This window comes from Schleiferilactobacillus harbinensis, assembly GCF_008694105.1.
Lineage (GTDB): Bacteria > Bacillota > Bacilli > Lactobacillales > Lactobacillaceae > Schleiferilactobacillus > Schleiferilactobacillus harbinensis.
Window position 1 is genome coordinate 1,286,037 of sequence record NZ_CP041364.1, and the last position, 26,891, is coordinate 1,312,927.

21 protein-coding genes, 5 tRNA genes and 2 rRNA genes are annotated in these 26,891 nt (G+C 54.2%); 3 read left to right on the forward strand and 25 right to left on the reverse strand.

Annotation, left to right across the window (positions count from 1 at the left end; genetic code table 11):
- Window positions 1-119: 119 nt before the first annotated feature.
- The 3 genes from FMM01_RS06640 to FMM01_RS06650 are packed head-to-tail and all read left to right on the forward strand — an operon-like array spanning window position 120 to window position 2,913.
- A complete protein-coding gene (locus FMM01_RS06640) occupies window positions 120-986 on the forward strand; it encodes an efflux RND transporter periplasmic adaptor subunit (protein ID WP_150391981.1) in 867 nt (288 codons plus the stop codon).
- The gene (locus tag FMM01_RS06645; RefSeq protein WP_150391982.1) at window positions 983-1,693 is read left to right on the forward strand and encodes an ABC transporter ATP-binding protein; all 711 of its coding nucleotides are present in this window, start codon (window positions 983-985) and stop codon (window positions 1,691-1,693) included. The genes FMM01_RS06640 and FMM01_RS06645 overlap by 4 nt, the downstream gene beginning before the upstream one ends.
- Window positions 1,690-2,913 (forward strand): ABC transporter permease, encoded by a 1,224-nt coding sequence (locus tag FMM01_RS06650; RefSeq protein ID WP_150391983.1) that lies wholly within the window; start codon window positions 1,690-1,692, stop codon window positions 2,911-2,913. Before FMM01_RS06645 ends, FMM01_RS06650 begins: the two co-directional genes overlap by 4 nt.
- Before the next feature lie 84 nt (window positions 2,914-2,997).
- Here the strand turns inward: FMM01_RS06650 and FMM01_RS06655 are convergent, their stop codons facing one another.
- From FMM01_RS06655 to FMM01_RS06775, 25 genes are all read right to left on the reverse strand, one after another.
- Window positions 2,998-3,753: an ABC transporter ATP-binding protein gene (locus tag FMM01_RS06655; RefSeq protein WP_150391984.1), complete on the reverse strand. Its 756-nt coding sequence runs from the start codon at window positions 3,751-3,753 to the stop codon at window positions 2,998-3,000.
- Window positions 3,746-4,669, reverse strand: a complete 924-nt coding sequence (locus FMM01_RS06660; RefSeq protein WP_150391985.1) for an ABC transporter permease — start codon at window positions 4,667-4,669, stop codon at window positions 3,746-3,748. The genes FMM01_RS06655 and FMM01_RS06660 overlap by 8 nt, the downstream gene beginning before the upstream one ends.
- On the reverse strand, window positions 4,666-5,676 hold the full coding sequence (gene trpX, locus FMM01_RS06665) for a tryptophan ABC transporter substrate-binding protein (RefSeq protein ID WP_146994591.1): 1,011 nt from the start codon (window positions 5,674-5,676) through the stop codon (window positions 4,666-4,668). Before trpX ends, FMM01_RS06660 begins: the two co-directional genes overlap by 4 nt.
- Window positions 5,677-5,995: 319 nt before the next feature.
- Window positions 5,996-6,430 (reverse strand): hypothetical protein, encoded by a 435-nt coding sequence (locus FMM01_RS06670; RefSeq protein WP_150391986.1) that lies wholly within the window; start codon window positions 6,428-6,430, stop codon window positions 5,996-5,998.
- Between the two features lie 17 nt (window positions 6,431-6,447).
- Complete coding sequence (locus FMM01_RS06675; protein ID WP_150391987.1) at window positions 6,448-9,132, reverse strand: calcium-translocating P-type ATPase, PMCA-type; 2,685 nt, start codon at window positions 9,130-9,132, stop codon at window positions 6,448-6,450.
- 204 nt (window positions 9,133-9,336) lie between these two features.
- Window positions 9,337-10,161, reverse strand: a complete 825-nt coding sequence (gene nadE, locus FMM01_RS06680) for an ammonia-dependent NAD(+) synthetase (protein ID WP_150391988.1) — start codon at window positions 10,159-10,161, stop codon at window positions 9,337-9,339.
- A gap of 6 nt (window positions 10,162-10,167) precedes the next feature.
- Window positions 10,168-11,643: a nicotinate phosphoribosyltransferase gene (locus FMM01_RS06685; RefSeq protein ID WP_150393244.1), complete on the reverse strand. Its 1,476-nt coding sequence runs from the start codon at window positions 11,641-11,643 to the stop codon at window positions 10,168-10,170.
- Window positions 11,644-11,657: 14 nt separating this feature from the next.
- The gene (gene tagD, locus FMM01_RS06690; protein ID WP_051225392.1) at window positions 11,658-12,083 is read right to left on the reverse strand and encodes a glycerol-3-phosphate cytidylyltransferase; all 426 of its coding nucleotides are present in this window, start codon (window positions 12,081-12,083) and stop codon (window positions 11,658-11,660) included.
- Window positions 12,084-12,175: 92 nt separating this feature from the next.
- Window positions 12,176-12,394 carry a hypothetical protein gene (locus FMM01_RS06695; RefSeq protein ID WP_063516264.1) on the reverse strand — a complete coding sequence of 73 codons (219 nt, stop codon included), beginning with the start codon at window positions 12,392-12,394 and terminating at the stop codon, window positions 12,176-12,178.
- A 125-nt stretch (window positions 12,395-12,519) separates the two neighbouring features.
- A complete protein-coding gene (locus FMM01_RS06700; RefSeq protein ID WP_027829101.1) occupies window positions 12,520-13,224 on the reverse strand; it encodes a GntR family transcriptional regulator in 705 nt (234 codons plus the stop codon).
- A gap of 17 nt (window positions 13,225-13,241) precedes the next feature.
- A complete protein-coding gene (gene nagA / locus FMM01_RS06705) occupies window positions 13,242-14,390 on the reverse strand; it encodes an N-acetylglucosamine-6-phosphate deacetylase (RefSeq protein ID WP_146994599.1) in 1,149 nt (382 codons plus the stop codon).
- Window positions 14,391-14,479: 89 nt separating this feature from the next.
- Window positions 14,480-15,292, reverse strand: coding sequence for a pyrroline-5-carboxylate reductase (gene proC, locus FMM01_RS06710; RefSeq protein ID WP_336495157.1), 813 nt, complete (start codon window positions 15,290-15,292; stop codon window positions 14,480-14,482).
- A gap of 7 nt (window positions 15,293-15,299) precedes the next feature.
- A complete protein-coding gene (locus FMM01_RS16430) occupies window positions 15,300-17,261 on the reverse strand; it encodes a S9 family peptidase (protein WP_223850011.1) in 1,962 nt (653 codons plus the stop codon).
- A gap of 95 nt (window positions 17,262-17,356) precedes the next feature.
- Window positions 17,357-17,818 (reverse strand): DUF2798 domain-containing protein, encoded by a 462-nt coding sequence (locus FMM01_RS06720; RefSeq protein WP_150391990.1) that lies wholly within the window; start codon window positions 17,816-17,818, stop codon window positions 17,357-17,359.
- Window positions 17,819-18,022: 204 nt separating this feature from the next.
- Window positions 18,023-18,094, reverse strand: a tRNA-Gln gene (locus FMM01_RS06725).
- Window positions 18,095-18,100: 6 nt separating this feature from the next.
- Window positions 18,101-18,181, reverse strand: a tRNA-Tyr gene (locus FMM01_RS06730).
- A 77-nt stretch (window positions 18,182-18,258) separates the two neighbouring features.
- On the reverse strand, window positions 18,259-19,092 hold the full coding sequence (locus FMM01_RS06735) for a metallophosphoesterase (protein ID WP_150391991.1): 834 nt from the start codon (window positions 19,090-19,092) through the stop codon (window positions 18,259-18,261).
- A 21-nt stretch (window positions 19,093-19,113) separates the two neighbouring features.
- Window positions 19,114-19,773, reverse strand: a complete 660-nt coding sequence (locus FMM01_RS06740) for a potassium channel family protein (RefSeq protein ID WP_027829095.1) — start codon at window positions 19,771-19,773, stop codon at window positions 19,114-19,116.
- Window positions 19,774-19,788: 15 nt separating this feature from the next.
- The gene (locus FMM01_RS06745) at window positions 19,789-20,436 is read right to left on the reverse strand and encodes a potassium channel family protein (RefSeq protein WP_063516259.1); all 648 of its coding nucleotides are present in this window, start codon (window positions 20,434-20,436) and stop codon (window positions 19,789-19,791) included.
- Entirely contained in the window at window positions 20,433-23,279 is a 2,847-nt protein-coding gene (locus FMM01_RS06750) for a cation-translocating P-type ATPase (RefSeq protein ID WP_419555018.1), read from the reverse strand. Before FMM01_RS06750 ends, FMM01_RS06745 begins: the two co-directional genes overlap by 4 nt.
- 173 nt (window positions 23,280-23,452) lie before the next feature.
- Window positions 23,453-23,525, reverse strand: a tRNA-Thr gene (locus FMM01_RS06755).
- A gap of 27 nt (window positions 23,526-23,552) precedes the next feature.
- Window positions 23,553-23,624, reverse strand: a tRNA-Glu gene (locus tag FMM01_RS06760).
- A 33-nt stretch (window positions 23,625-23,657) separates the two neighbouring features.
- A tRNA-Asn gene (locus FMM01_RS06765) sits at window positions 23,658-23,730 on the reverse strand.
- A 12-nt stretch (window positions 23,731-23,742) separates the two neighbouring features.
- Window positions 23,743-23,859, reverse strand: a 5S ribosomal RNA gene (gene rrf, locus FMM01_RS06770).
- Between the two features lie 100 nt (window positions 23,860-23,959).
- Window positions 23,960-26,878 (reverse strand): 23S ribosomal RNA (locus FMM01_RS06775).
- Window positions 26,879-26,891 lie beyond the last annotated feature (13 nt).

Here is a 26,891-nt window from a genome sequence, read left to right on the forward strand (position 1 = left end):
ACTGACGCTCATTGTACCAAATATCCGCTCAGACGACAATGGAAAGCACTTCGGTCGCCAACTGCGCTGACTTGGCTTAGACTGGAGATAATAAGTTCTCTGAAGGAAGGCTTGGTCCTATGAAAAAATGGAACCGCATTATTATTGGGCTCATCCTCTTGGCAATCGTCGGCTTCATTGGTTGGAGCGTCATCGCGGCTGGCCGGCAGAACAACACCCAGAAAGTCACGGCCGCCAGGGTGACACAGCAAAACATCACGGCGACGATCACGACTACCGGCACCGTGACAGCGACCCGCACAGCGAATCTCGCCGGCAGCGGTTTGGTCACTGCAGTCAATGTTAAAGTGGGCGATAAGGTCTCCGCGGGGCAAATTTTGGCCACGTATAATCAGACAACGAACCTCACCGCGCCCTTTGGCGGGACAGTCACCGCCGTGAACATTGCCAGCGGTCAAGCCGATACTGCTCAGGCCACCGGCAAAGCCGCGATTACAGTAGCGGACTTAAGCGATCTGCGGGTCCAGCTCAACCTGACTAAATCGGAGGCGGCCCAAGTTAAAGTCCAGCAGGCGGTGCACCTGACGTACCTGAATCACACCTATACCGGAGATGTTGCCGAAGTGGACCCCACCGCGACGACCACCACCAGTGCGACGGGGGCGTCCACGCCGACCCTCGGGGCTCAGGTCGCTTTCGACCGGCAACCGCAAGGACTCGTCCCTGGCTTCGATATTGACGTGACGATCACCGTGGATCAGGCCAACAATGCCGTCACAATTCCTCAGGAGGCCATCACCTATGATCGGAATAACCAACCGCTGGTGTATCGGATCGTCAAAGGTAAAGCGCGCCGCACAGCCGTCACCACCGGTCTGCAATCGGCCACCCGCATCGCGGTCACGAAGGGCTTGCACCCTGGCGAAACTGCGGTCCTATCCCCCAGCAATCAGCTTCACGACGGAAGCGCGGTGACCACCCAATGAGTTTTATCACGATGCAGCACGTCGTTAAGAGCTACACCATGGGCGATGAGCATCTGGTGGTACTGAAAGACGTCAATCTCACGGTCGAGGCCGGAGAATTTCTCGCCATCATGGGGCCGTCCGGCTCCGGCAAGTCGACCATGATGAACATTATGGGACTGCTGGATACCTTCGATAGCGGCCTGTATCAATTGCGGGATACCGATGTGACACACCTCAGCGACAATGAGCGCGCCCATGTCCGGAATAAAGAAATCGGCTTTGTCTTCCAATCCTTCAATCTGATGCCGCGGATGACGCTGTTAGAAAATGTTGCTCTGCCCATGGTCTACGCTGGCATTGGCCGGCGGGAACGACAGGACCGGGCCGCCGCTGCCCTCACCCAGGTCGGCTTGGGGGATCGGCTGGATCACCAGCCCAACGAGATCTCCGGCGGCCAAATGCAGCGGGTCGCCATCGCCCGGGCCATTGTCAACCGGCCCGCGGTGATCATGGCCGACGAACCGACGGGCAATCTGGACAGCAAGACCAGTGTGGAAATCATTCGCATCTTTCAAGAACTGAATGCCGCGGGCACCACGGTGGTCATGGTGACCCATGAACCGGACATCGCCCAGTACACGAAACGAATCATTTCGTTCCGAGACGGCATCATTCAAACTGACCAAGTCCTGGATCAGCCGCACAAGGCAGGTGTTGCGGAATGACAGTGATTGAGAGTTTCAAAATGGCCATTGAAGCCATTACAGCCAACAAAATGCGGTCCTTTCTGACGATGCTCGGCATCATCATCGGCATTGCTGCGGTCATTGCGATTCTCGCGATCGGCAACGGCGCGACCACGAAGATCACCGGCACCTTCAACGACTTAGGCGCGACGACGATCTCTCTCAGCGTGTCAAACAAGGCCGGCAACGACGCTCAACTCACTGCCGCCGATCTGCAAGCCATCAAGCAGGCCGATGACCGAGTCACTGCAGTGTCGCCTAACTATACGCTATCCGGTTTTGCGGCGACGAATACGCAAGACCAACAGGCCATCATCTTTGGCGGAACCCCGGATCTGCAATACACCAGCACGATGATGGACAGCACGATCACCGCCGGCCGGTATTTCACCCAGGCGGACTATGCCGAATCAGCGCCAGTGGCCGTGATTTCTGCTGACGGTGCGGCGCAGCTCTTTCCGAATCAGCGCAACGTAGTCGGTCAAACCATTACGCTGCGCAGCCGCACAACCAGCATCAGCGTGCGCCTCATCGGGGAGACCCAGAGAACGGTAGATAAGTACCAAGGCGCTGTTCGCCGGAGCAGTTTTCCGGTCTATGTCGCGATTCCCTATTCAACGATGAAGCTGCTGAGCATCAACGCCGGCGGCATCACTGATGTCACAATGAAAGTCCGTTCCCGCAACGACATCACGAGTGTGTCCCAAAGCACGGTGCGCTTATTAGAAACCCGCCACGACGTCGTCGGTGAGCAGTTGTACACCGCGCGGAACTTCCTATCCGCCCTGGATCAGGTGGACAGTGTGCTCGGTCTGTTCGTGAACTTCATCGCGGCAGTGGCCGCCATTGCTTTGATCGTCGGCGGGATCGGGGTCATGAATATCATGCTCGTTTCCGTCACCGAACGAACTCGGGAGATTGGGACCCGCAAAGCGCTGGGGGCGACGACCCGGGACATTCTCATTCAGTTCCTGCTGGAAGCCGTCATTCTGTCTTTGATTGGCGGCCTGATTGGCCTCACCCTCGGTATCGCGGTGGCTGAAATTGTCGCCAACGTCCTGGGCATCACCGCCCGGATCACTTGGCAAGCCATCCTCCTGGTCCTTCTTTTTGCCAGTGCCGTCGGCGTCTTCTTTGGTCTCTATCCAGCCAGAAAAGCGGCCAAACTCAATCCGATCGAAGCGCTGCGTTACGAATGATCAGCACGGCCCATGCAAAGAGGCAGTCCCTGTACAAACGGGGCTGTCTCCTTTTATTTCCCAGGAAATACTGATGTGCTCGCGCTAATCAAAGAACTCTAACAAGTCTTCCCGCTTCAGCTTGGCCTTAGCGGCGACATTATAGTCCGCTTTCAACCGGCCGTTCTCCAACACGATCAGCCGATTGCCATACTTCAGCGCGTCGTCCATCCGGTGGGTGATCATCAACGCCGTCAAGTGCCGTTCCTTGATCACCCGGTCCGTCAGCGCCATTAGTTGCGCGCTCGTATGAGGATCCAGGGCTGCCGTATGTTCATCCAGCAAAAGCAGGGCTGGATCTTTTTGCACCGCCATCAACAGACTCAAGGACTGGCGCTGACCGCCGGATAATGTCTCCGTGGGCGAATCAAGCAGCTGGTCCAACCCATTGCTGAATTGCGCCGCTTCGGCTTGCAACTGCGGGCGGGCGGCTTCCAACCGGCGGCCGCGCAGTGTCCGCCGTTCCCCGCGATGCTGGGCCAGGACCAGATTCTCCGCCACCGTCATCCGACCGGCGGTGCCGAGTTTAGGATCCTGGAAGACCCGGGCAATATATTTGGCCCGCTGAATCGCGTTCAAACTGGTCACGTTTTGCCCCGCCAATGTCACTTGACCGCTGGCGGCTAGGTTGCCGGCAATCGCGTTGAACAGCGTCGACTTGCCCGCCCCATTCGTGCCCAGCACGGTGACGAAATCCCCTGGGGCAATGGTTAAATCCACATCATCCAGGATCGTCTTGGTTTGATTCTGCTGGTGCACCGTTACACTCACATCTTTTAGTACAACTGCTGCGTCACTCATGGCCATCCGCCTCCTTTGCCGGTTGACTCTCAATCCCCTTGCGCAGCGCCCGCTTCAAGCGGAAGCGGCTTTCCACCGTCGGGACCATCAGCATAACGGCCAGCACGACTGCAGAGATCAGCTTCAAGTCCTCATCACCAAAGCCCAAGCCCAGCACGATCAGCAGGACGAAGCGGTACAGGATGGAGCCCAAGGCCGTTGCCACCAGCCGCTGATTCAGGGTCAATTCGCCAAAAACAACTTCGCCAATGATGATTGCTGCCAAGCCGATGACGATGACCCCAATGCCCTGGTTCACATCGGCATAACCGTTGTTCTGGGCAATCAACGCGCCGCTCAGGCCGACCAGCCCGTTGGCCACCATCAAGCCCATGTTCTTCATGGCGTCAGTATGGACACCTAAAGACTGGGCCATGATCTCGTTATCACCGGTGGCAATGAATGCCTGACCGAGGTTGGTTTGCAGGAACCACATCAGCAGAATCGCGATGATGATGATTGCCCCGATACCAACGAAGATACTGTCAAAATACGGCGGCAGGGAGGCCAAAAATTTATTTTTGAACAAATTCGGCTGATTCAGCAGCGACAAGTTCGCCCGTCCCAGAATGTGCTGGTTGATGGAATACAGAGCGGTCATCACTAAAATTCCCGCCAACAGCACCGGCACCTTCCCCTTCGTATACAGCGAGCCGGTGGCTAATCCGGCCAGCATGCCGGCACCAAAGGCCAGCACCAAACTCAACAGGGGACTTACCCCGTGGGTGATGGCAGCCACGCTCACCGCCGCCCCCAGCGGGAAACTGCCTTCGACGGTCATATCCGGGAAGTCCAGCACTCGGAAAGTCAGAAACAACCCGATGCCGAGAATGCCCCATAACAACCCTTGGCCAATGGCCGATACGATGATACTCATTTAATGACCTCCCCTTGCTTTTCTGCCTGCTGTAAAAGCTTATCCGGAATCTTCAAGCCGATTTTCTCAGCCTGTTTAACATTGATCACCAAGTCGCTCCGGGGGTGGGAATCAATCGGCGTCGTGGCCGTCTTGATCTCGCCTTTGAGCAGCTTGCCGGCCATCTTGCCCGCCCGTTCGCCTAAGTCGAATTGGCTCAGCGACATCGTCGCCACCCCGCCATCCTTAACCATGGTGTCCACGGTGGGGAAAATCGGGATATTCTTGGTGTTCGTGACATTCACCAGCGTCTGCATCGCGCTGGCCAGTGTGTTATCCGTCGGGACCCACACGGCCTGGACATTATTGGCCATTGTTTGTGCCACCTGGTTCACATCATTGGTGGAGCTGACGTTGTATTTCTTCACCGACCAGCCGTATTTTTTAACGAACGGCTTCACGGCTTGGTCGAAGCGGCGGACATCCGCCTGAGCGGAATCGTCGCTGAGAGTCGAAATGACCCCAATCGATTTCAACTCCGGCATCAGTTGATGGATCAAGGCCAACTGCTTGGCCACCGGCGCGGGGTCCGACACACCGGTAATGTTGCCCCCGGGATGGGTCTCGCTTTTCACCAGCTTCGACCCCACCGGATCGGTGACGGCGCCCAGCACGATCGGCGTCTTCGTCGTGGTATTCGCTAGCGCCTGGGCACTGGGGGTGGCGATGCCGACCACGACGTCGCTGTTGGCCCGTTCCACCAAGGTCTGGCTCATCGTCTTCAAGTTGCTTTGGTCGTTCTCCGCGTTGCGGAAGACCACCTTCAGGTTTTTCCCCTGGATGTAGCCCTCATCCTTCAACCCGGCAATAATACCTTTATGAATTTGGTCCAGAGCTGGATGGCTCATCAGCTGCAGAATCCCCACGGTGGGAATCTTTGCTTTGCTCACCGTCGGTTTCTGGGTCATGAAGAAAGCCGCCCCAAGAAATACGATCAGCGCACTGATCATGGCAATCATGCGTTTCATAACAATCCTCCTCAATATAAAACGGCGAAGCCGCGTGGATGCGACTTCGCCGTTTAAGGGTCCCCGGAGAAAATAAAAAGCCGCATCGATGTGTGTTGCGCATCCATGCGGCATCAGAAAGCAGCCCAGCATAGATACGTCCTGTATCTCCGACAGGACGTATCAGTGCGTGCGTCCTATCAATGCTGGCTTTGCCAAGATTGACTTACGAATTGTTGAACGTGGGCATTAATCATGCGGGCCACTCTCTTTCCGTTTTCTTATGTTTCTGAGTATGCCATGGCGAAACGTCTAAGTCAAGCATACTGATTAACTTTTTTTAGACCAGCTGATCCACTCGGCCAAGGTACTTGCCGATGTCGTCCGTGGCCTTATCCTGGGCGGCTTCAGCAGCGCGAAAAGCCGCCACGTCCACTGTCCGGTCGTCATGCATGCTGTCGATCATTGCTTGGCAGCCGGCGACAAAGGCCTTGAACGCGCCCAGCAGCAGGTGATGGTTGCCCATCAGCCGCGCCGGGACCGCACTCTTTTCTAACTGCGCCTGCAGGTCGCGATAGCCGTTAGTCCCTTTGGTGAAGTTCTCGATGATGCTGAAATACTTCTCCTCGGCGATTTTGTCGACGGCGTTCTCATCGATTGCATTTCTCACCAATTGATAATCCGGATCCATCTTTTCTTGGATCGATGTGATGCCATCCATCACATCATTGATGGTCTTTGCGTAATACAGGTACTTTTGCTGTGCTTTAACCAAAGTGTCGCACTCCTTCGTTATTCCTTGCCCATGCGGCGTTGCACGAACTTAATGATTTCAACGATCACTAACATCAGAACACCCGCAGAGAGAACTGTCAACCATTGATAGAGATCCAGTTCGCGGACGTGGAACAAGCCGTTGAAGCCGGGCACGACGATCGTCACCCCGACCAGCAGAGTGGAGACCAAGATAGCCCAGTTGAAGGCCTTGTTGCGGAAAAATCCGACCGTGAACAGGGACTGGTGAATCGACTTCACGTTGAAGGCGTGGAACAGTTGAATCAGCGCCAATGTCGCGTAAGCCATGGTCAAGGCATCGGCATGGATGTCGCCCTGGCTGGTGTGCACGGGGTGCAGAATACCGAAGAGGTATACCCCTAAGGTCAATGCCCCTTCCAGGATCCCTTGGTAAATCACGGAACTGGCGACACCGCCGGAGAAGAAATTGGAGTTTCGGCCCCGGGGTTTGCGCTTCATGATGCCTGGTTCCGTCGGTTCAACGCCCAACGCGATCGCCGGGAAAGTATCGGTAACCAAGTTGATCCACAGAAGCTGGACGGGTTTCAGGACGTCCCAGCCCATCATGGTCATGATGAACAACGTCAAGACCTCGCCCAAGTTGGCAGACAGCAGGTACTGGATCGCCTTTTGAATATTGGCAAAGACCTTCCGGCCTTCTTCGACAGCGACCACGATCGTCGCAAAGTTATCATCGGCCAAGACCATATCGGAGGCCCCTTTTGAGACTTCCGTCCCAGTGATTCCCATACCGATCCCGATATCCGCGGACTTCAGCGCTGGCGCATCGTTGACACCGTCGCCGGTCATGGCGACGACTTTGCCCTTCTTTTGCCAAGCTTTCACGATGCGCACTTTATGTTCCGGCGATACCCGGGCATAAACAGAATACTTGCTCACGTTCTTTTCAAAATCCTGATCGCTCATGTCGTCCAATTGGGCACCGGTGAGCACGGCCGCGTCGTCGCCGGGGGTAATGATCCCCAGCCGACCGGCAATAGCTTCAGCGGTCACCTGGTGATCCCCAGTGATCATGATTGGCCGAATGCCGGCACTCTTCGCTTCGGCAACAGCCTGCGCCGCTTCCGGCCGTTCCGGATCGATCATACCGACTAACCCGGCAAAGATCAGATCGTTTTCGACGGTATCGGAATCTAAGGGATCGGGCAGCGCATCCACGAACTTATAAGCCATTCCCAAGACCCGCATGGCTTGTTTGGCCAAATCCATATTTTGATCCAAAATAGCTTGCTTGCGGGTGTCATCCAGCGGTTGAATGTCATCTTTACCCAATTCCACTTGAGTCGCCCGTTCCAGCAATTGGTCTGGGGCGCCTTTGACGGCCACGAGGAAACGGCCATCGGGCAGCTGATGCACGGTGGACATCAGTTTCCGGTCGGAATCAAACGGCACTTCACCCACCCGAGGCCAGCGCTTAAGCTGCTCGCGGACATCGAAGCCTTTATCCAGACCAAACTGCACCAGCGCTGTTTCAGTGGGATCGCCCAACATCTTGCCGTCGCCCTGAATCTTCGTATCGTTTGCCAGATTCATCATCAGCAAGGCGTCATCATCCAGCGGAATGTCTTCACTGGCCGGGTGCAGCTTGCCCCAGTAATACATTTGTTCCACGGTCATCTTGTTTTGGGTCAGCGTCCCGGTTTTATCAGAGGCGATAATATCGGTACTGCCTAAGGTTTCCACGGCCGGCAGTTTACGCACCAATGCATTCCGCTTGGCCATCTTCTGAGTCCCCAAGGCCAAAATGATCGTCACGATGGCTGGCAGCCCTTCCGGAATCGCCGCTACAGCCAAGGAAATGGATATCAGCAGCATATCCAGCGGGGCCTCACCATGGAGGAAGTAGCCGACCAGGAACATCACGGCGGCAATGACCAAAATCAAGACCGTCAAAATCTTCCCGAGTTGGTTCAGGTTGGTTTGCAGCGGGGTCGTCGTTTCTTCGGCACTGTTGATCATGCCGGCGATCCGGCCGACTTCAGTGTTCATCCCGGTGCCGACGACGATCCCCTCGCCGCGGCCATAGGTCACGTTGGCGTTCATGAAGGCCATGTTGGTCCGATCGCCAATGCCGATGTCGTCACCTTCAAGGGTCGCGACGTCCTTGTCGACCGGGACAGATTCCCCGGTCAGCGCGGATTCTTCGATTTTCAAGGAAGCACTATCGGTCAGCCGCAGATCCGCCGGGACAATATCCCCAGCCTCCAGCAAGACCACGTCGCCGGGCACCAATTGCTCCGATTTAATCGTCAGCACTTGGCCGCCCCGGCGCACATGGGCGTCCGGCGTAGACATTTCCCGCAACGCATCAATGGCTTCTTCGGCCTTCGACTCCTGGATGACCCCCATAATGGCGTTGATCAGGACCACGGCCAGAATAATGGCCGCATCGGCCCATTCGTGACCGACGAACCCGGACACCAGCGCGGCGACCAGCAGGACAATGATCATGAAATCTTTGAATTGGTCAATAAACCGCATCAGGTTCGATTTACGCTTGCCCTCGGCCAGAGCGTTGGCCCCGTATTCCGCGAACCGCTTGTCCGCATCCTGGGGGGTCAACCCATCCAGCGACGTATCCAGCTCTTCGCGGACCGTGTCGATGGACTGGTTATAAAACTGTTCTTGAAGCTGCTGTTTCTTTGCTTCAGGTTCTGCCATGGACTATATTCCTCCTCAATTTGTTTGCCACCCGCGCTGAAAAAAAGAGAGACTTACGCGCGGGAATTCCTCGCACATAAGTCTCACAGTTTCAGACATGACCGGATTAATATCTTGCTGACGATCATGTCACGGCGGCTTGGCCGTTTGTTACTCCCTTATTGCTAAATTCAGTATACCGAAACCGTCCCACTGTGGCAACCATTAGTTTGTAAAATCAAACACAGTGTATGGGAGGCGGCGCTTGTGTTCCGTCTTGCGCCACCAATTCTCGATCCGTTCAGCGGCTCTGTCAGACACATCGCGGCCTTCCAAATAGTCGTCAATGTCGCTATACCGCACGCCCAGGGCCTTCTCATCCGGGAGCCCCGGTTTGTTGTCTTCCAGATCGGCTGTCGGGGCCTTTGTATACAGGTGAGCAGGTGCTCCCAAGGCTTCCAGTAATTGCTTGCCCTGCCGCTTATCCAGCCGGAACAGCGGGGTCACATCCGCCGCCCCATCACCATATTTGGTATAGAAGCCGGTGATGTTTTCCGCGGCATGGTCCGTACCCACGACGATGCCTTGGCGCGCACCGGCAATGGCGTATTGGGCGGTCATTCGCACCCGGGCTTTAATATTGCCCTTGTTGAAGTCCGAAATAGTCAGATCGTTTTGCGCGACCGCGGCCGTTAACGCGTCCACCGCTGGCTTAATATTCACCCGGACCGTCTCATCAGCCTGCATAAACTGGATCGCCGCCATGGCATCCTGTTCATCAGCCTGTTCACCGTAGGGCAGCCGCACCGCGATAAACTGGTAGCTGTCGTCCTTGGTTTCCGCCCGCAGCTCGCGCACCGCCATCTCAGTCAACGTCCCGGCCAAGGTGGAATCTTGCCCGCCGGAAATGCCCAGTACATACGTCTTTAAGCCAGGGTTGCGCTTTAAGTAAGTTTTCAGAAAGTCCACCGACCGGCGAATTTCTTTTTCCGGATCAATTGTCGGCAGGGTATGTTCATAAGCAATAATTTCTTTTTGTAATGGACGCATGACACATCACTCCTCTTGGTTAGCCATATTCTTCACCGCGTCACGGACGGCGTGGATGTAATTCATCTTGTGATCCCACAGCCGCTGCGACAGATCCACCGGATACTGCTGGGGGTTCAAATGTCGCCGGTATTCCGGCCACAGCGCCGCCAACTGCTTAGTCGCATAGGACCGCACTTCATTCAACGGCGGCAGCTGGTACACTTGATTGCCGGCGTGGTAGATCTCGTGGAGCAGCGGCCGGGCGGTGAAATTTTTCACCGTCTTATTGATATAAGTATACTGCGGATGGAACATGTAGAGCTGATCGAGTTGACGGGGATCCTCTTGGAACAAGGTAATATAATCCCCCTCCGACTTCGCATCTTTATCATCATTGGTGATCCGCCAGACCTGCTTCTTGCCCGGCGTGGACACTTTCTCAGCATTACTGGACAGCTTGATCGTATCCTGCATCACCCCAGCGGCATCCTGAATCGACACCAGTTTGTACACGGCGCCCAGCGCGGGTTGATCATACGCTGTGATCAGTTTGGTGCCCACACCCCAGACGTCGATCTTGGCGTCCTGCATTTTCAAGTTAAGGATCGTATACTCATCTAAATCGTTGCTGGCATAAATTTTGGCGTTGGGAAAGCCGGCATCGTCCAGTTGCTGACGCACCCGTTTAGAAATGTAAGCCATGTCCCCCGAATCGATCCGTACGCCTTGAAAATTGATCTTGTCGCCCATTTCCTGGGCCACCCGAATCGCACTGGGAACACCGCTGCGCAGCGTATCGTAGGTATCCACTAAGAAGACGCAGTCCCGGTGGGTCTCAGCATACGCCTTGAACGCTTGGTAATCATTACGGTACGTCTGGACCAGCGAATGGGCATGGGTGCCGCTAATGGGAATATCAAACAGCTTGCCCGCCCGGACATTGCTGGTGGCGTCGAATCCGGCGACATATGCCGCCCGGGCGCCCCAAATGGCCGCATCCAGTTCCTGCGCCCGGCGGGAGCCGAACTCCAGTAACGGGTCATCGCCCACCGCCGACCTGATCCGAGAGGCTTTCGTAGCGACCAGCGTCTGGTAATTGACAATATTCAGCAGCGCTGTTTCCACCAACTGACATTGGGCCAAAGGACCTTCGACTTGGAACAGCGGTTCGTCCGCAAAGACAACTTCCCCTTCCCGGGGCGCCCGAATCGTCAGTTTTAAATCCATCTGCTGCAAGTACGTCAAAAATGCCTCCGGATAGTCTTCGACTTTCCGCAGATAGGCAATATCGCTGTCGCTGAAATGCAGCGCGTTCAAGTAATTGACACTGCGTTCCAACCCGGCAAACACGGCATAGCCGCTGCCAAACGGGTTCTTGCGATAATACAACTCAAAGATGGCGTGACGCTGGTCAATGCCCTTTTCCCAGTACGTCAACATCATGTTGATCTCGTACAGGTCGGTGTGCAGAGCCAAACTGTCATCGGGGTAATGATACATGGTATCCAAATTAATTAGTCCTCATTCTCGTTTTTTACAATAGCTTCCTGTTCTTCTTCACTCAGATCGGTCTTGATCTTTGTGGTGGAAATACCCTTGGTCCGAGGCAAGTAGATCACTTTGCAGTAAGGTTTCAGAAAATCAAACTTGCCCGCCCAGTCATCCCCCATGACGAAGACGTCAGCATGGTATTTCTGGACGTCACGAATCTTTTGATCCCAATCCGTCTCGGGAATCACTTTGTCCACGTAACGGATCGCCTCCAGAATGTACTTCCGGTGCTCATAGCTGTGGTAGGCTTCCTTATGCTTCACAGCGTTGAACTCATCGGTGGATAATCCCACGATCAGTTGATCGCCGAAGGCCGCCGCCCGCTCCAACAGCCGGATGTGGCCCCAGTGCAACAGATCGAACGTGCCGTAGGTAATTACGGTCGTCATAGTGCTCGCCCTCTCTTAATCCAATAATGGTATTATTCTACCACATGCAGACACAAACGCGCCGCAGACATCTATCTGCGGCGCGTTTCTAATTAAGCCTGGTGACGTTTGGGCTTGGCCCGGACACACTCGGCAACGGCCATGCCGCCGCCGCAGCCCACCGTAGCCCCAATCAGCAAGCCCATGAACACATCGTGCAAGACGATACCCATGGACAGACCAATCAGGACGCCGGCGATAATGCACACCGTCAGCCACCGTTGATAGCGGGTCGGCGGCGGGGCAGGGTCACCCTTATCTTGTCCAGTCATTAAAATCTCCTCCTAAAGGATTCGACACAATGCAATCGGTTTCTACACTGTTAATGGTAGCAAACAACGCTGGCCGCCGTCAAATTAAAAAGGACCAGCCCACAGCCAGTCCTTCAATCTTAAGCTTATCGTTCCAAATAGAACTCGAACCGTTCACCCGCATACTGCGTCCGGACATATTCAAACGGCCGGCCGTCTTGCAGGAAGGTGATCTGGCGCATCTTCAGGATGGCCTCGCCGCGCTTGATGTCCAAGTACTCGGAAATCCGCTCAGACGCCGTCTCAGCAGAAACCGTCTGCTGGGCGCCGCCCAATTCATACCCGCCCTTGGTCTCCAGGGCGTGATAGAACGAATCGGTGACCTCCGCTTTGGTTAATCCTTGAACAATGTCAGCCGGAATCGACGCGACTTCGAAACTGATCGGCACACCATCGGCATACCGAATCCGTTCCATCCGCAACACTTCCGGAGCATCGCCCGCCAAGTGCAATTTCTCAATCTCACTCAGGGACGGGGTCGCAAAGTGGTAAGAAATCGTTTTGCTGGACGGCTTCTTGCCTTGCCGTTTCATGATATCGGTGAAACTGGTCACACCAGAAGCCACTTCCTGGACTTTCTGGTTGGCGACGTATGTGCCAGAGCCCACGCGCCGCTCAAGGATCCCCTCATCAACCAAAGTCTGGATGGCCTGACGCAGCGTCATCCGGCTGACGTCAAACTGCAACGCCAATTCCCGTTCAGCGGGAATCCGGTCGCCGACCTTCCACTTGCCTGCTTCGACGTCCCGTTTCAGTTGATTGTGGATCTGAATATAAACCGGTGATTCCATATGTTGATCTCCCCTACTTAACTATTCTCCGGCGCGAATTCACGGCCGTAGCTAAATGTTTTTTGTAATGTTAATGTCCGGTCAAATAAGTTCATATCGGCATCCTTGCCCGGGGTGATCGTTCCTTTGCTGTCGAGACCAAATTCAGTTGCCTGATTGACACTCGCCATCTGGACCGCATCGGCCAGGGAGACGCCCGTGAACTTCATGATATTGACAAATGCATCTTTAAATTGTAACACGCTCCCGGCCAAAGTGCCGTCGCTAAGTCTCGCTTGTTTGTCTTTAACAAAGACTTTTTGACCGCCCAGTTCGCTTTCGCCCTCAGGCATCCCTTTAGCCCGCATAGAATCAGTTACCAATTCGATGCGGTGGACGCCCTTTTGTTCCACTGCCAGCCGAATCATGTCCGGGACGATGTGGAAACCATCGCAGATCAATTCCGCGTACATGTTGTCTTCCAGCATGGCATGGCCGGTAACCCCGGGTTCGCGGTGCTTGAATTCCCGCTGGGCATTATACAAATGGGTCACATGGGTCGCCTTGCTGTGCAGCATCTGTTCCCGGGTCGCATTACTATGGCCGACGGAGGGGACGATGCCATGGCTCAGGCAATAATCTTCAAATGCCTGGGACCCCGGATCTTCCGGTGCGTAAGTGATCAGCTTAACCCGGTTGCCGGATAATTCGTTCCATTGGGCGAGCAGCTTAACATCCGGATCTTTGATGTACTGCTCAGGCTGGGCGCCCTTGAAGGTGGGTGAAATGAATGGGCCTTCCAAGTGAACACCCTGAATGATTGGATTCTTCTCGGCCGCTTGGGCCACGCCTTGCATGGCATGGTCAATGTTAGCTGTGGATTGGGTCATCGTTGTGGCAAACAAGGTGGTGACGCCTTCATTCCGCATCATCTTAGTCGCCATCGTGCTGATTTGGTCCGGGTCACCATCCATGGCATCGAAACCATAGCCGCCATGGCTGTGGACGTCAATGAAGCCGGGCACCAAGGTCTGGCCGGCAACGTCTTCGAGCTCATCCCCTGCTTGGGCATGGTAGTCGTCAACGGGGCCGACCGCCAGGATATGGTCGTCGAAACGAACGTAGCCGTCTGGAATGACCTCGTCGCCCGTGTAGATCACAGCATGTTTCAAAACTTTTGCAGACATCAAGAATTTCCCCTTTTATGGATTAATAATGGTGGTTTGTCGTTCTTTCTCATCTTAACTGGTATAGACCAAAAAGACAAGCAAACACACTAGTCTTTCTTGCTGTCTTTCTCGATCGTGGCGGTCACGGCATCGGTGAAGCCGGCGAAAAAGCCGCTGGACTGTAAGGCCACCATGCCGCGGACGGTGCTGCCGCCAGGAGAAGAAACACTGTCCGCCAGATCCCAGGGGTTAGCCCCTGTTGTCAGGACCTGATCCGCGCTGCCCTTAAAAGCCTGGGCGGCAATCTTGCGTGCGTCGGTCATGGGGATGCCATACTGCACTCCCAGCCGGGCCATCATGTCAATGGCCACAAAGATGAAGGCCGGTGATGACCCCGCTAGGCCGACGAACGCGCCAAACAGATTTTCGGCCAGCAGCATCATCTCACCGAGTCCCTTTTGCCAAGCTAAGACCGCTGTCAGATCGGCTTGGCCCACCGAGTCGCTCACCGCGTAGGCAGTCATCCCGCTGCCGGTAGCCACGTTCACGTTGGGCAACAGCCGAACAATGGGCAGCGTCGGCGTCTGGGCGGCGTCCACCAACTCGGCAACTGTGACACTGCCCACGACAGAGACCAGAATCTGGCCGGCCCGCCAATGCCCGGCCAAACTGTTGAGGATGGGTTTCGCCGTGGCCGGCGGCGTGGCCAGCACGACGATATCCGCTGCCTGCACCACCGCGTCGTTGGTGGCGACACCCTGAATGCCGTACTGCTGAGCGACCTGCTCATAATGGGCGGCGTTGTGACTAGTGACATACAGGTCGCTTGCCGCAGCCCCTGCGTGCAATGTCCCGGCAATTTCAGCAGTTGCCATATGGCCACTGCCGATGAAACCAATTTTTACCACTGAATTTCCCACTTTCTAATTAATGCTTGCCAAACCAATCCATGATTCGTGTCATCCGGTCGATCCGCAGATTGGGGAAGCCGGACCGGGAGAGTTCATGATTCGATCCCGGATAGCGCACGAATTCCGTCTCCACATCGTGCAGTTTGAGGCTAGTGTAAAATTCTTCACCCTGACCGATTGGGCAGCGATGATCTTCTTCACTGTGCAGGATCAGGATCGGTGTCTTAGCCTTGTCGACATAAGCCAACGGGGAGAAAGCCCAGTACTTCTTCGGGTCAATCGGCGCATTCCATTCGCCCTGCAATTCCCAAGCGTTGAAGAAGTAGCCAATATCGCTGTTGCCGTACATGCTCACCCAGTTGGCGATGGAACGCATCGTCACCGCCGCAGCGAAGCGGTCAGTATGGGTCTCGACCCAGTTAGTCATGAACCCGCCGTAACTGCCGCCGCAAACATACAGCTTCTTGGGATCGATCTGTTTGTCCCGTTTCAAGACATCATCCAAACCATTCATCAAGTCAGCGTAATCGCCCTGGCCATAAGCGCCGATAACACCGGCTGCGAAGTCTTCGCCATAGCTGAGACTGCCCCGGGGATTGATTAAAATGACGCCATAGCCGGCACTGGTCAAGACTTGCATCTCATGGAAGAAGGTGTAGCCAAAGGCCGCTAAAGGGCCGCCATGGATGTAAAGGATCGCCGGGTGCTTCTTTTCGGCCGCCTGCCCTACCGGCTTCATGTACCAGCCTTCAACAGTTAGATCATCGTCAGACTTAAAGGTAAAAGCCTCCGCGCCGCTGATCGTATGGTGATTTTCCCAACTGGTATTCGGGTTGTACAGATCTTTTTCGTCCTCGCTAATTAAGTCATAAACCGCCAAAACACTGGGCGTTTCAATATCTGAATAAGTAAAAACGACCGTATGCTGGTCCGGCCCGACAAAGTAATCCGTCACATGCCGGTCACCGCCAACAGCTTCCCGCAGTTCACCATCCGTGGACGCTTCATACAATGCGATCCGCCCATGGCTGAAGCCAGGCGTTAAGAAGTAATCAGCGGTGATATATTGGGCCATGCGCTCGGATAATTTTTGCTGGGTATCCGCCACAATTTCGCCCGGCCCCTCTTCCAAGTGATGGTTCACTGCGGTATCAGTGAGCTTTTGCTCCTCAATGTCGTAGTACCAAATATGGTGTTCCGCCACATTGGGTGCATGGTTGTCCGTACCCCACAGCAGCAAGCCGGTGCCATCTTCACTGAACGCGGCACCGATAAATTCACCATGTTCCTGAGATTCAGTGATCCAGGTCAAATTCCGGGTCGCAATTTCGAATAAATAGGTTCCCGTGCGGAAATCCTTCGGGTTGAATGGATCTGGGCTAGCGCTCAAGGCCAGGAAACGGCCAGACGGATCCACGGCATCCAAACCGAAATCATCCGGCCGGCTCAACAATTCTTTAGGCATCTTGCCGGTGATCGCCAAATATTGCAAATGATGGGTGCCGTCTTCCCGCAGCACACCCTCACCATTCATTTGGAACGGCAGCCGGGTAATTACCTTCGGCTGGGGCAGCTTGGTCGCCTTCTTTTGCGGATAACTCGTGTTCGTGAAATACACGCCTGCACTATCTGCACGCCACTGGGCACTATCTACACCGTCAGGCAACGCCGTCAAAGCATACGGCGACCCACCGGTAAGCGGCTGAATATAGATCTGAACGTGCTTCTTAGCATCCTGCGCTAAGTACAACAACGCACTGCCATCCGGCGCCAGGGCATACTGGCGGATACTTTGATTCGGCAACCCATACCGCACCTGCCGCCGGGTCCGCAGATCCAGCCCCTTCAATTCGGCAATATACGTATTGGTCTCTTCATCCACCCGATTTTCCAGGAAGAAAACCGTCTGGCCCGCCATACTCGGTTGGGATAGGGTCTTGATGGCAAATAAGTCTTTTGTTTGAACAGGTTCAGCCACATGCACCACTCCATTTCTCTGATATGTTTCCATTCTATCATTATTGGTCCAGGTTGACCGAAAAAAACGCCCGCCAGTGAAGGCGAGCGTTCCGATCAAACAGTCGAGAGAATCTTGCGGGTGAGGAAAAAGGCTGCTGGTTTTACAATCAGACCACGAATGATGAATGCAATGATCAGACTGCGCACCCAGACCCACAAGAGGATTTCCCAATCAATATGCAGAAATGCCCCGCCAATGAAAAGGCCGTAAGTTGACATGCTCAGACACATAACCACCAGCATCACCCGTCCCCGGACCCCAAGCGTGCGCGCGGCGATCGCTGCCGGATCGGTCAAGCGGCGCGTGGCCCGGCGAATAAAATATTCAGTGATGCGATAGGCCACGAACCAATTATAGAGAAAAGCCGCCAAGACCGTCGGCAGCCACCAAATCAGCCAATTCTGGAAAGTGACCGCTCGCCAGCCAGTCGCCAGCAGGTTACCGATCAAACTCATGATGGTGGCCATACCAAAACAGATCAGGGCGGTGACCACAAATCGTTGTTTCGTTGGCATTGTGCTGCCTTCTCTCTGTATTTGTGGTCAGTATACCGCCAACTGGTAAGGAGTCAACGAGAGTCCCTCGCTATTAAACGAGCTCCGGCTGGCAAACCCCCGTGATCTAAAAATACCAGCTGATAAATCCTAAGTACAGGATTTATCAGCTGGTATTGATTAGCCCAGGGGTATTAACCACTAGCCTGCGCTCTCTGCTTTCTATTGGGATAGCTGGATTCGAACCAGCGCATGACGGGATCAAAACCCGTTGCCTTACCGCTTGGCTATATCCCAATGAAATGGAGGAGAAAGGATTCGAACCTTTGAACCCGAAGGAGCGGATTTACAGTCCGCCGCGTTTAGCCTCTTCGCTACTCCTCCATACCGTTGACGCGCTCACGCACAATCAACGATAAATATAATACCGAAAAATGAAACTCGATGCAAGGGGAACAACGCTATTTCTCCGGAATTTCCCGAATCATCAGTGTGTTGCGCCATTCCGTCATAAAATCAGTACTTTGCCACTCCCAGGCCCGCTTCAAACCGTAACCCAAAGGCGTATGCAGATACACTTGCCCAGCGGCCAGCAGCGGTGCGTCCCGGTGATGCAGATGGCCAAAAACCACCGTATCCACCACCGGCGATGCCGCCAGCAAGCCGCCTAGCCGGCTGCTGCCCATCAGCGCAGTCGCCATGTTCCAATAGGGCCGGTCACCCGCATAGATCAGAAAGTCCTGGCGCGGGACAAAATGGGTAACAAACAAAGCGCGCTGCCGCTGCGCAGCGACAGTCGCCAAATCCGCTTGCACCTGCTTTAACACCCGGTCCATCCGCTCCGTGTCACTCAGAGGCGAGTCAATTGCGGAATCGATCCAGAAGGCTTTCTTCCAACGAAAATAATCCTCGGCAGTCTTACCCTGCCCGGCGGGCGCCAGCGTGTAGTCGTACCACCCGTTATTTCCCACCAGAGCATAGTCCGTACCGGGAAGGGACACCACCCGGTGGTGCAGATACGCCGGATGGTCAAAAAACTCCAATTCAGCATACGTCACACCCTTCACCATATCGTGGTTGCCGGCAAGAAAATACAATTGAACCGTGTTCCCTAAAAACGCCTGCAGGGCATCCACGTAACGGACCGTTGCCTGAAAATCGTTGAACGTATCCCCGCCCAGCACATAAACGCTGATATTCTGCTGTTCGAGATAATCCTTCTGGGCTTGAAAGTAGTCGCTCGCCGTGAGATGGTTCACATCAAAATGCAGATCCGTACTGAATGCGACCCGCATGGGGACCACCCGCTTTCTTGTTTACCGGAAGATGGTGTTGATTTCTTCTTCATTCACGGTCCGGGTATACACCAGGACTGAATCACCCTTGGTAATCACCGTATCAGCCCCAGCGACCAGATTGGCCTCGCCGCGGCGGACATTGATGACGACTGTGCCTTCTGGGAACTTGATTTCCCGCAAAGGCTTGCCATCTGCTTGGGCACCATCGCCCACCGTGACTTGGACAATGGCATTGTTGCCGCGATTCAGCCGCATTAACGTCGTCAAGTTGCGGAAGTCGATTTGATCCGTGATGACATTGGCAATCAAGTAAGCCTGGGAAACCCGGACATCGACTCCCATTTCTTCGGTGAAGAGCCAGGTATTCTTTGGGTTGTTGATCCGGGCGATGACTTTGTCAACGCCAAACTCGAACTTGGCGATCGTCGCCGTCACCAGATTGATCTCGTCCGCCCCAGTAACCGCGGCCACGACGTCGGCATCGTTGATCCCAGCTTGCTCCAATACCTTGGGATCCGCGCCGTCGCCATTAACGATGACTTCCGGCGGCAATTCATTCTTTAACCCCGCCAAAGGCTTTTCCCGATACTCCACGACCCGGACGTCCCGGCCGGCATCGATCAAGATCCGGGCGACGTAAGAACCGACTTGGCCGCCGCCAACAATAATTGTACGCATAGTCTCGCTCCCTCCTTACAGGTCCAGTGTCCGTTTCACTTGCTGCAGCGTATCATCCAGGGCCGACAAATAGAGAATGTCGCCGGCCTCCAGAGTCGTGGTGCGCGTGGGAATGAACGACTGGTTGCCCCGGGAGATTGCAATCGGCTGGACATCGGTGACCGGGAACAGATCCCGAATCGAATTGCCGGCCATCATGCCAGACACCGTGATCCGCACAATTTCCACCGGCGTGTTCCCGATGCTCATGACATTTTCCAGATGAGAGAACGTCAGCAGCTCCTTGGCCCGAGCAATGCCCCAGCGCGTGGTCGCGATGATCTGAATGCCCAAGGCATTGTACAGATCCACTTTCCGCTGATCGTACAACCGAGCAATCACCCGCGGCACCCGGTAATAATTCCGCGCGATTCGGGCTACCAAGGCGTTAATATCGTCACTCTCGGTACAGGAAATCAAACTATCCGCCCGCTCGATACCGGCTTTTTCCAAATTACCCTTGTCGAACTCAACACCGAGGATCTTTGTGCCCTTGAAGTCCGGCGGCAGCCGCTTGAATTTCTTCTCGTCGTCACAGATGACCGTGATGGTGTTGCCATCATCAGCCAACGTTGTGGCCAACCCTGAACCCAGGCGGCCGCATCCTACAATAATGATTTTCATGCTTTCTCCCCCTCTAAGGTGCCTTTAGAACGATTATCCCGGTGCCGTAACCAAGCCTTCCGTGCCTCTTCGATCCCAACAATGATGAATGGGCAGCAAATCAGGAAAATCCAGTCCGTCGGCGCCAGCGGCGCGGTATGGAACAGCCCTTGCAGGAACGGCGTATAAGAAAGAACGGCGAACAAGCAGATCTCGAAAATAATCCCGATGTTGACCAGCTTATTCTTGAATAACCCGACCTTAAAGACTGATTCCCGATTGGTCCGGCAGTTCAAGGCATTCCCAATCTGACTGAAGTTGATCGCACCCAGCGTCATGGTGGTTGCTTGCTTGTAGATCATACCAGAACTGGCGAGTGGGCCCATGAAGCCCGTATGGTTCCAGTTGGCATAGAAATACGCGATCATCGCTAAAATAGCTTCCAGCGCGCCATACCAGAAGAAAGCCTTAACGACGATCCCTCTAGTCAGCAAACTCTCGCCGTGTTTTCGCGGCGGCCGCTGCATGATCCCCGGCTCAGGCAATTCAGTCCCTAAACCCAAGGCCGGCATCATATCTGTCCCTAAATCGATGGATAGGATCTGCATGACAGTCAACGGCAGCGCAATCAACCCTCTGGAGAACAGGAAGAAAGCCGATGGTACGGCTTCTGCCATATTGGAGCTGAAAATGTACGTCAAGAACTTCCGAATGTTGTCAAAGACCGCCCGGCCTTCTTCAACGGCATGAACAATGGAGGCAAAGTTATCGTCGGTCAAAATCATATCGGCGGCTTCCTTGGCCACGTCAGTCCCCGTGATCCCCATAGCGACCCCGATGTCGGCTTTCTTCAATGCCGGCGCATCATTAACGCCATCGCCGGTCACAGCTACGACTTTACCCATCTCTTGTAAATTGGTAACGACCCGGTACTTCTGTTCTGGAGCTACCCGGGCGAAGATAATTTCATCCTTTAAAGCAGTCTTCAGGTCATCGTCGGACATCTTGCCCAATTCAAACCCGGTAACGACCCGGGGATGGTCACCGCGAACAATTCCGATCCGCTTTGCAATACTCTCAGCGGTCAGGCCATAATCCCCCGTGATCATGATGATCCGGATATTGGCTTCGTAACATTTTTCCACAGCGGCCGCGACTTCCACCCGCGGCGGGTCAGCCATAACAACCAACCCTAGGAAGACCATGTCTTTTTCAATGATCTCCGGGGTGTACTTCGTCATGGACTTAGGAATACTGTCATCATGATCCAGCGGCCGATAAGCCACCGCCAGTACCCGTAAACCATTGCGGGCATACTGGTCATTAGCCGCCATGATCTTCTGCCGATCATCGTCTGTCAACGGCCGAATCTTGCCATTTTCCCGAGTCGTCGTACATAACTCGGACGTTTCCTTCGGCGCGCCCTTAACAAAAGCGATCCGTTTGTTTCCGTCAATTGGTCGCTGCAGGCTATTGACCGTTGTCATCCGCTTCCGGTTGGAATCAAAAGGCAGCTCCCGTAAACGGGGATTATCTTGTAATAATTGCTTGATATCAATCTTGGCTTTTTCCGCCGCCACCCCTAAACAGGCTTCGGTGGGATCACCTAAGACGGTATATCGCGGATGTTCATCATCCGGCGGCAAAATTCGTGCGTTAGAGCACAGTGTTGCCCCGGACAAGGTTAATTCCAAATCACTAGAATCCCGGAAAGTCACGGTTTTCCCGTTGAGGGTGACGTCCCCATCGGGTGAATAACCCTGACCATTGACCAGATACTCGCCGCCCGGCAGCCACACGTGGTTGACGGTCATCTCGTTCTGAGTCAGCGTCCCGGTTTTATCCGAACAAATGACGGAGGTCGAACCCAGTGTTTCCACTGAGTTCAGCGACTTCATCAGCGCATGTTCCTTGGCCATTCGTTGGACCGCCACCGCCAAAGACAGCGTCACAGTCGGCAGCAGGCCTTCTGGAATGAAGGCGACGATTATACCCAGAGAGAAAATAAAGGCTTGCGCAAAGGGCTGCTGCACAAAAAACAGCGCGCCAGCGAAGAACGCCAGTCCAATCCCAATCGCGATAAAAGAAATCTGCTGGGTGAGCTTATCCAGCTCTTTCTCCAGCGGACTCTTCTCCTCCTTCATCCCTTGGGTCAAGTCGGCGATTTTACCGAACTCAGTCTGCATGGCAATGGCTGAAACTACTGCTTTACCATTACCACTGGATACCGTGGTGCCGGCAAAAATCATGTTTTTCAACTCAAAACGGGACAAATCATGATCGACGATTTGATCAGGACTCTTCCGCACCGGATTGGATTCACCGGTTAGTGCCGACTGATTGACCTGTAGATCGGTCATTTCCAGCAGGCGCGCATCCGCCGAGATCTTATCCCCTTCTTCGACGAGCATGATATCGCCAGGGACCAGGTCCACAGCGTTGATCTGCTGTTCCGTCCCATCCCGGATGACCCGGGAATACGTCGGCAGCATCTTCTTTAAGGCATCGGTCGCTTTGCTGGCCTTACTCTCCTGGAAGAAGCTGAATAGGCCGTTAATCACGTTGACGAGCCAGATGGCAATCCCCAACTGCGGCGTACCTGAGAAGAACGCCACGGCGCCGCCGAACCACAGCAAAATCGCCATGGTACTGACAAAGTTCTTGATGAACTTCAGCCAGATCGGCTCGCCTTCCTTTGTTTCAATTTGATTCTTTCCGTATTTCTCCTGCCGCTTGGCTGCTTCTGCTGAAGTTAAGCCTTGTGGTTTGGAGTCTACGCGATCAAAGACTTCGCCAGGAGTCAGGAAGGCTAAATCGTCACTTTTTGCTTTCGGATCCCTCGGCGCACTCGATTGTTCAGACACGAGACATCTACCTTTCAAAAATATACTACATCGCCAGTGTAGCACATCGGTCTGCCCGTGAGTACCCCTGAAAATCTCACAATGACGGCCATCACTGACAAAAATTGGAATGGTCTGACTCAACAAAAAAAGCGTCTCATCAGAAGAAAGACTTCTGATGAGACGCTGACGAGTGCCGACTAGGTGATTCGAACACCTGACCCTCGGTTTACGATACCGATGCTCTACCAGCTGAGCTAAGTCGGCAAACTGTCCAACACACACTGCGGACAATGACCCGTACGGGATTTGAACCCATGTTACCGCCGTGAAAGGGCGGTGTCTTAACCACTTGACCAACGGGCCGACAATGAAGTTTTGTGGGCTTAGCTCCGAAAACTCCGGTTGTCAGACTCGAACTGACGACATCTTGATTAACAGTCAAGCGCTCTACCAACTGAGCTAAACCGGAATAAAAAAATAAGAACAGCAGCGTCCTACCCTCGCAGGCAGTTTCCCACCAACTACTATCGGCGCTGAGAAGCTTGACTTCTGTGTTCGGCATGGGAACAGGTAGTTCCTTCTCGCTATCGCCACTGTACTTAAATTTGAGAGTTTGTTCTCTCAAAACTGGATATCATGAAGTTCTTTCTTCGAATCACCAATGTGACTCTTTGAGGTGCGTACCTTCCGGTACGCTCTTGGTTAAGTCCTCGACCGATTAGTACTGGTCCGCTCCACCCCTCACGGGGCTACTACTCCCAGCCTATCTACCTGATCATCTCTCAGGGGTCTTACTTCCTTAAAGGAATGGGAAATCTCATCTCGAAGGGGGCTTCACACTTAGATGCTTTCAGCGCTTATCCCTGCCATACATAGCTACCCAGCTCTGCGCCTGGCGGCACAACTGGTACACCAGCGGTATGTCCACCCCGGTCCTCTCGTACTAAGGGCAGCTCTTCTCAAATTTCCTACGCCCGCGACGGATAGGGACCGAACTGTCTCACGACGTTCTGAACCCAGCTCGCGTACCGCTTTAATGGGCGAACAGCCCAACCCTTGGGACCAACTTCAGCCCCAGGATGCGATGAGCCGACATCGAGGTGCCAAACCTCCCCGTCGATGTGGACTCTTGGGGGAGATAAGCCTGTTATCCCCAGGGTAGCTTTTGTCCGTTGAGCGATGGCCTTTCCATACAGAACCACCGGATCACTAAGCCCGACTTTCGTCCCTGCTCGACCTGTCTGTCTCGCAGTCAAGCTCCCTTATGCCTTTACACTCTGTGAATGATTTCCAACCATTCTGAGGGAACCTTTGGGCGCCTCCGTTACACTTTAGGAGGCGACCGCCCCAGTCAAACTGCCTGCCTGACACTGTCTCCCGCCACGCTGAGTGGCGCGGGTTAGAGTGGCCGCACTGCAAGGGTAGTATCCCACCAATGCCTCCACCGAGACTAGCGTCCCGGTTTCTACGGCTCCTACCTATCCTGTACATGCGGTACAGACACTCAATATCAAGCTACAGTAAAGCTCCATGGGGTCTTTCCGTCCTGTCGCGGGTAACCCGCATCTTCACGGGTAATATAATTTCACCGAGTCCCTCGTTGAGACAGTGCCCAAATCATTACACCTTTCGTGCGGGTCGGAACTTACCCGACAAGGAATTTCGCTACCTTAGGACCGTTATAGTTACGGCCGCCGTTTACTGGGGCTTCAATTCTCTGCTTCGCTTACGCTAACAGATCCTCTTAACCTTCCAGCACCGGGCAGGTGTCAGCCCCTATACGTCATCTTTCGATTTAGCAGAGACCTGTGTTTTTGATAAACAGTTGTTTGGGCCTATTCACTGCGGCTGACCTTCCGGTCAGCACCCCTTCTTCCGAAGTTACGGGGTTATTTTGCCGAGTTCCTTAACGAGGGTTCTCTCGCGCGCCTGAGGATACTCTCCTCGACTACCTGTGTCGGTTTGCGGTACGGGCGATCTGTTACTCACTAGAAACTTTTCTCGGCAGTGTGACATCAGGTGCTTCGCTACTTAATTTCGCTCCCCATCACACCTTGTCCTTAGGAACAAGCATTTGACTCGCTCCCAGACTCAGTGCTTGGACACACTTTTCCAGCTGCGTGCTCACCTTAGCCTCCTGCGTCCTTCCTTCGCTCAAACATAATAGATCGGTACAGGAATCTCCACCTGTTGGCCATCGATTACGCCTTTCGGCCTCATCTTAGGTCCCGACTAACCCTGGGCGGACGAACCTTCCCCAGGAAACCTTAGTCTTGCGGCGGGCAGGATTCTCACCTGCCTTTTCGTTACTCATGCCGGCATTCTCACTTCTAAGCGCTCCAGCAGTCTTCACAGTCTGCCTTCACCGCCCTTAGAACGCTCTCCTATCGCACGACCTTGCGGTCGCACCCACAGTTTCGGTACCATGCTTAGCCCCGGTACATTTTCGGCGCAGAGTCACTCGACTAGTGAGCTATTACGCACTCTTTAAATGGTGGCTGCTTCTGAGCCAACATCCTAGTTGTCTGTGCAACTTCACATCCTTTTCCACTTAGCATGGATTTAGGGACCTTAACTGGTGATCTGGGCTGTTCCCCTTTCGACTACGGATCTTATCACTCGCAGTCTGACTCCCGGAAACAAATATCTGGCATTCGGAGTTTATCTGCATTCAGTATCCCGAGACGGGACCATCATCCAAACAGTGCTCTACCTCCAGTATCCGCTTTTCCGAGGCTAGCCCTAAAGCTATTTCGGAGAGAACCAGCTATCTCCAAGTTCGATTGGAATTTCACCGCTACCCACAACTCATCCCCTCATTTTTCAACATAAGTGGGTTCGGTCCTCCAGTGCGTTTTACCGCACCTTCAACCTGGTCATGGGTAGGTCACTTGGTTTCGGGTCTACATCAGCTAACTCACTCGCCCTATTCAGACTCGCTTTCGCTCCGGCTCCGGCTTTTCTGCCTTAACCTCGCTAGCTAACGTAACTCGCCGGTTCATTCTACAAAAGGCACGCCATTACCCATTAACGGGCTTTGACTACTTGTAGGCACACGGTTTCAGGTACTGTTTCACTCCCCTTCCGGGGTGCTTTTCACCTTTCCCTCACGGTACTGGTTCGCTATCGGTCACTAGGGAGTATTTAGCCTTGGGAGATGGTCCTCCCAGATTCCGACGGAATTTCACGTGTTCCGCCGTACTCAGGATCCCGATTGGAGAGAAGCAACTTTCGGCTACGGGGCTGTCACCCGCTCTGGCCGGCCTTCCCAGGCCGTTCGCCTAATTCCTTCTTTTATCACTCACTACATCGGTCCTACAACCCCAGCATGCAAGCACGCTGGTTTGGGCTCTTTCCTGTTCGCTCGCCGCTACTTGGGAAATCGAAATTTCTTTCTCTTCCTGTGGCTACTGAGATGTTTCAGTTCACCACGTCTGCCGATCAGCCGCTATGTATTCACGACTGATCAACCACCTTCTCAGATGGCTGAGTTCCCCCATTCGGAAATCTTCGGATCAAAGCTTACGTGCAGCTCCCCGAAGCATATCGGTGTTTGTCCCGTCCTTCATCGGCTCCTAGTGCCAAGGCATCCGCCGTGCGCCCTTCTTCACTTAACCTAAGTGAAACGCT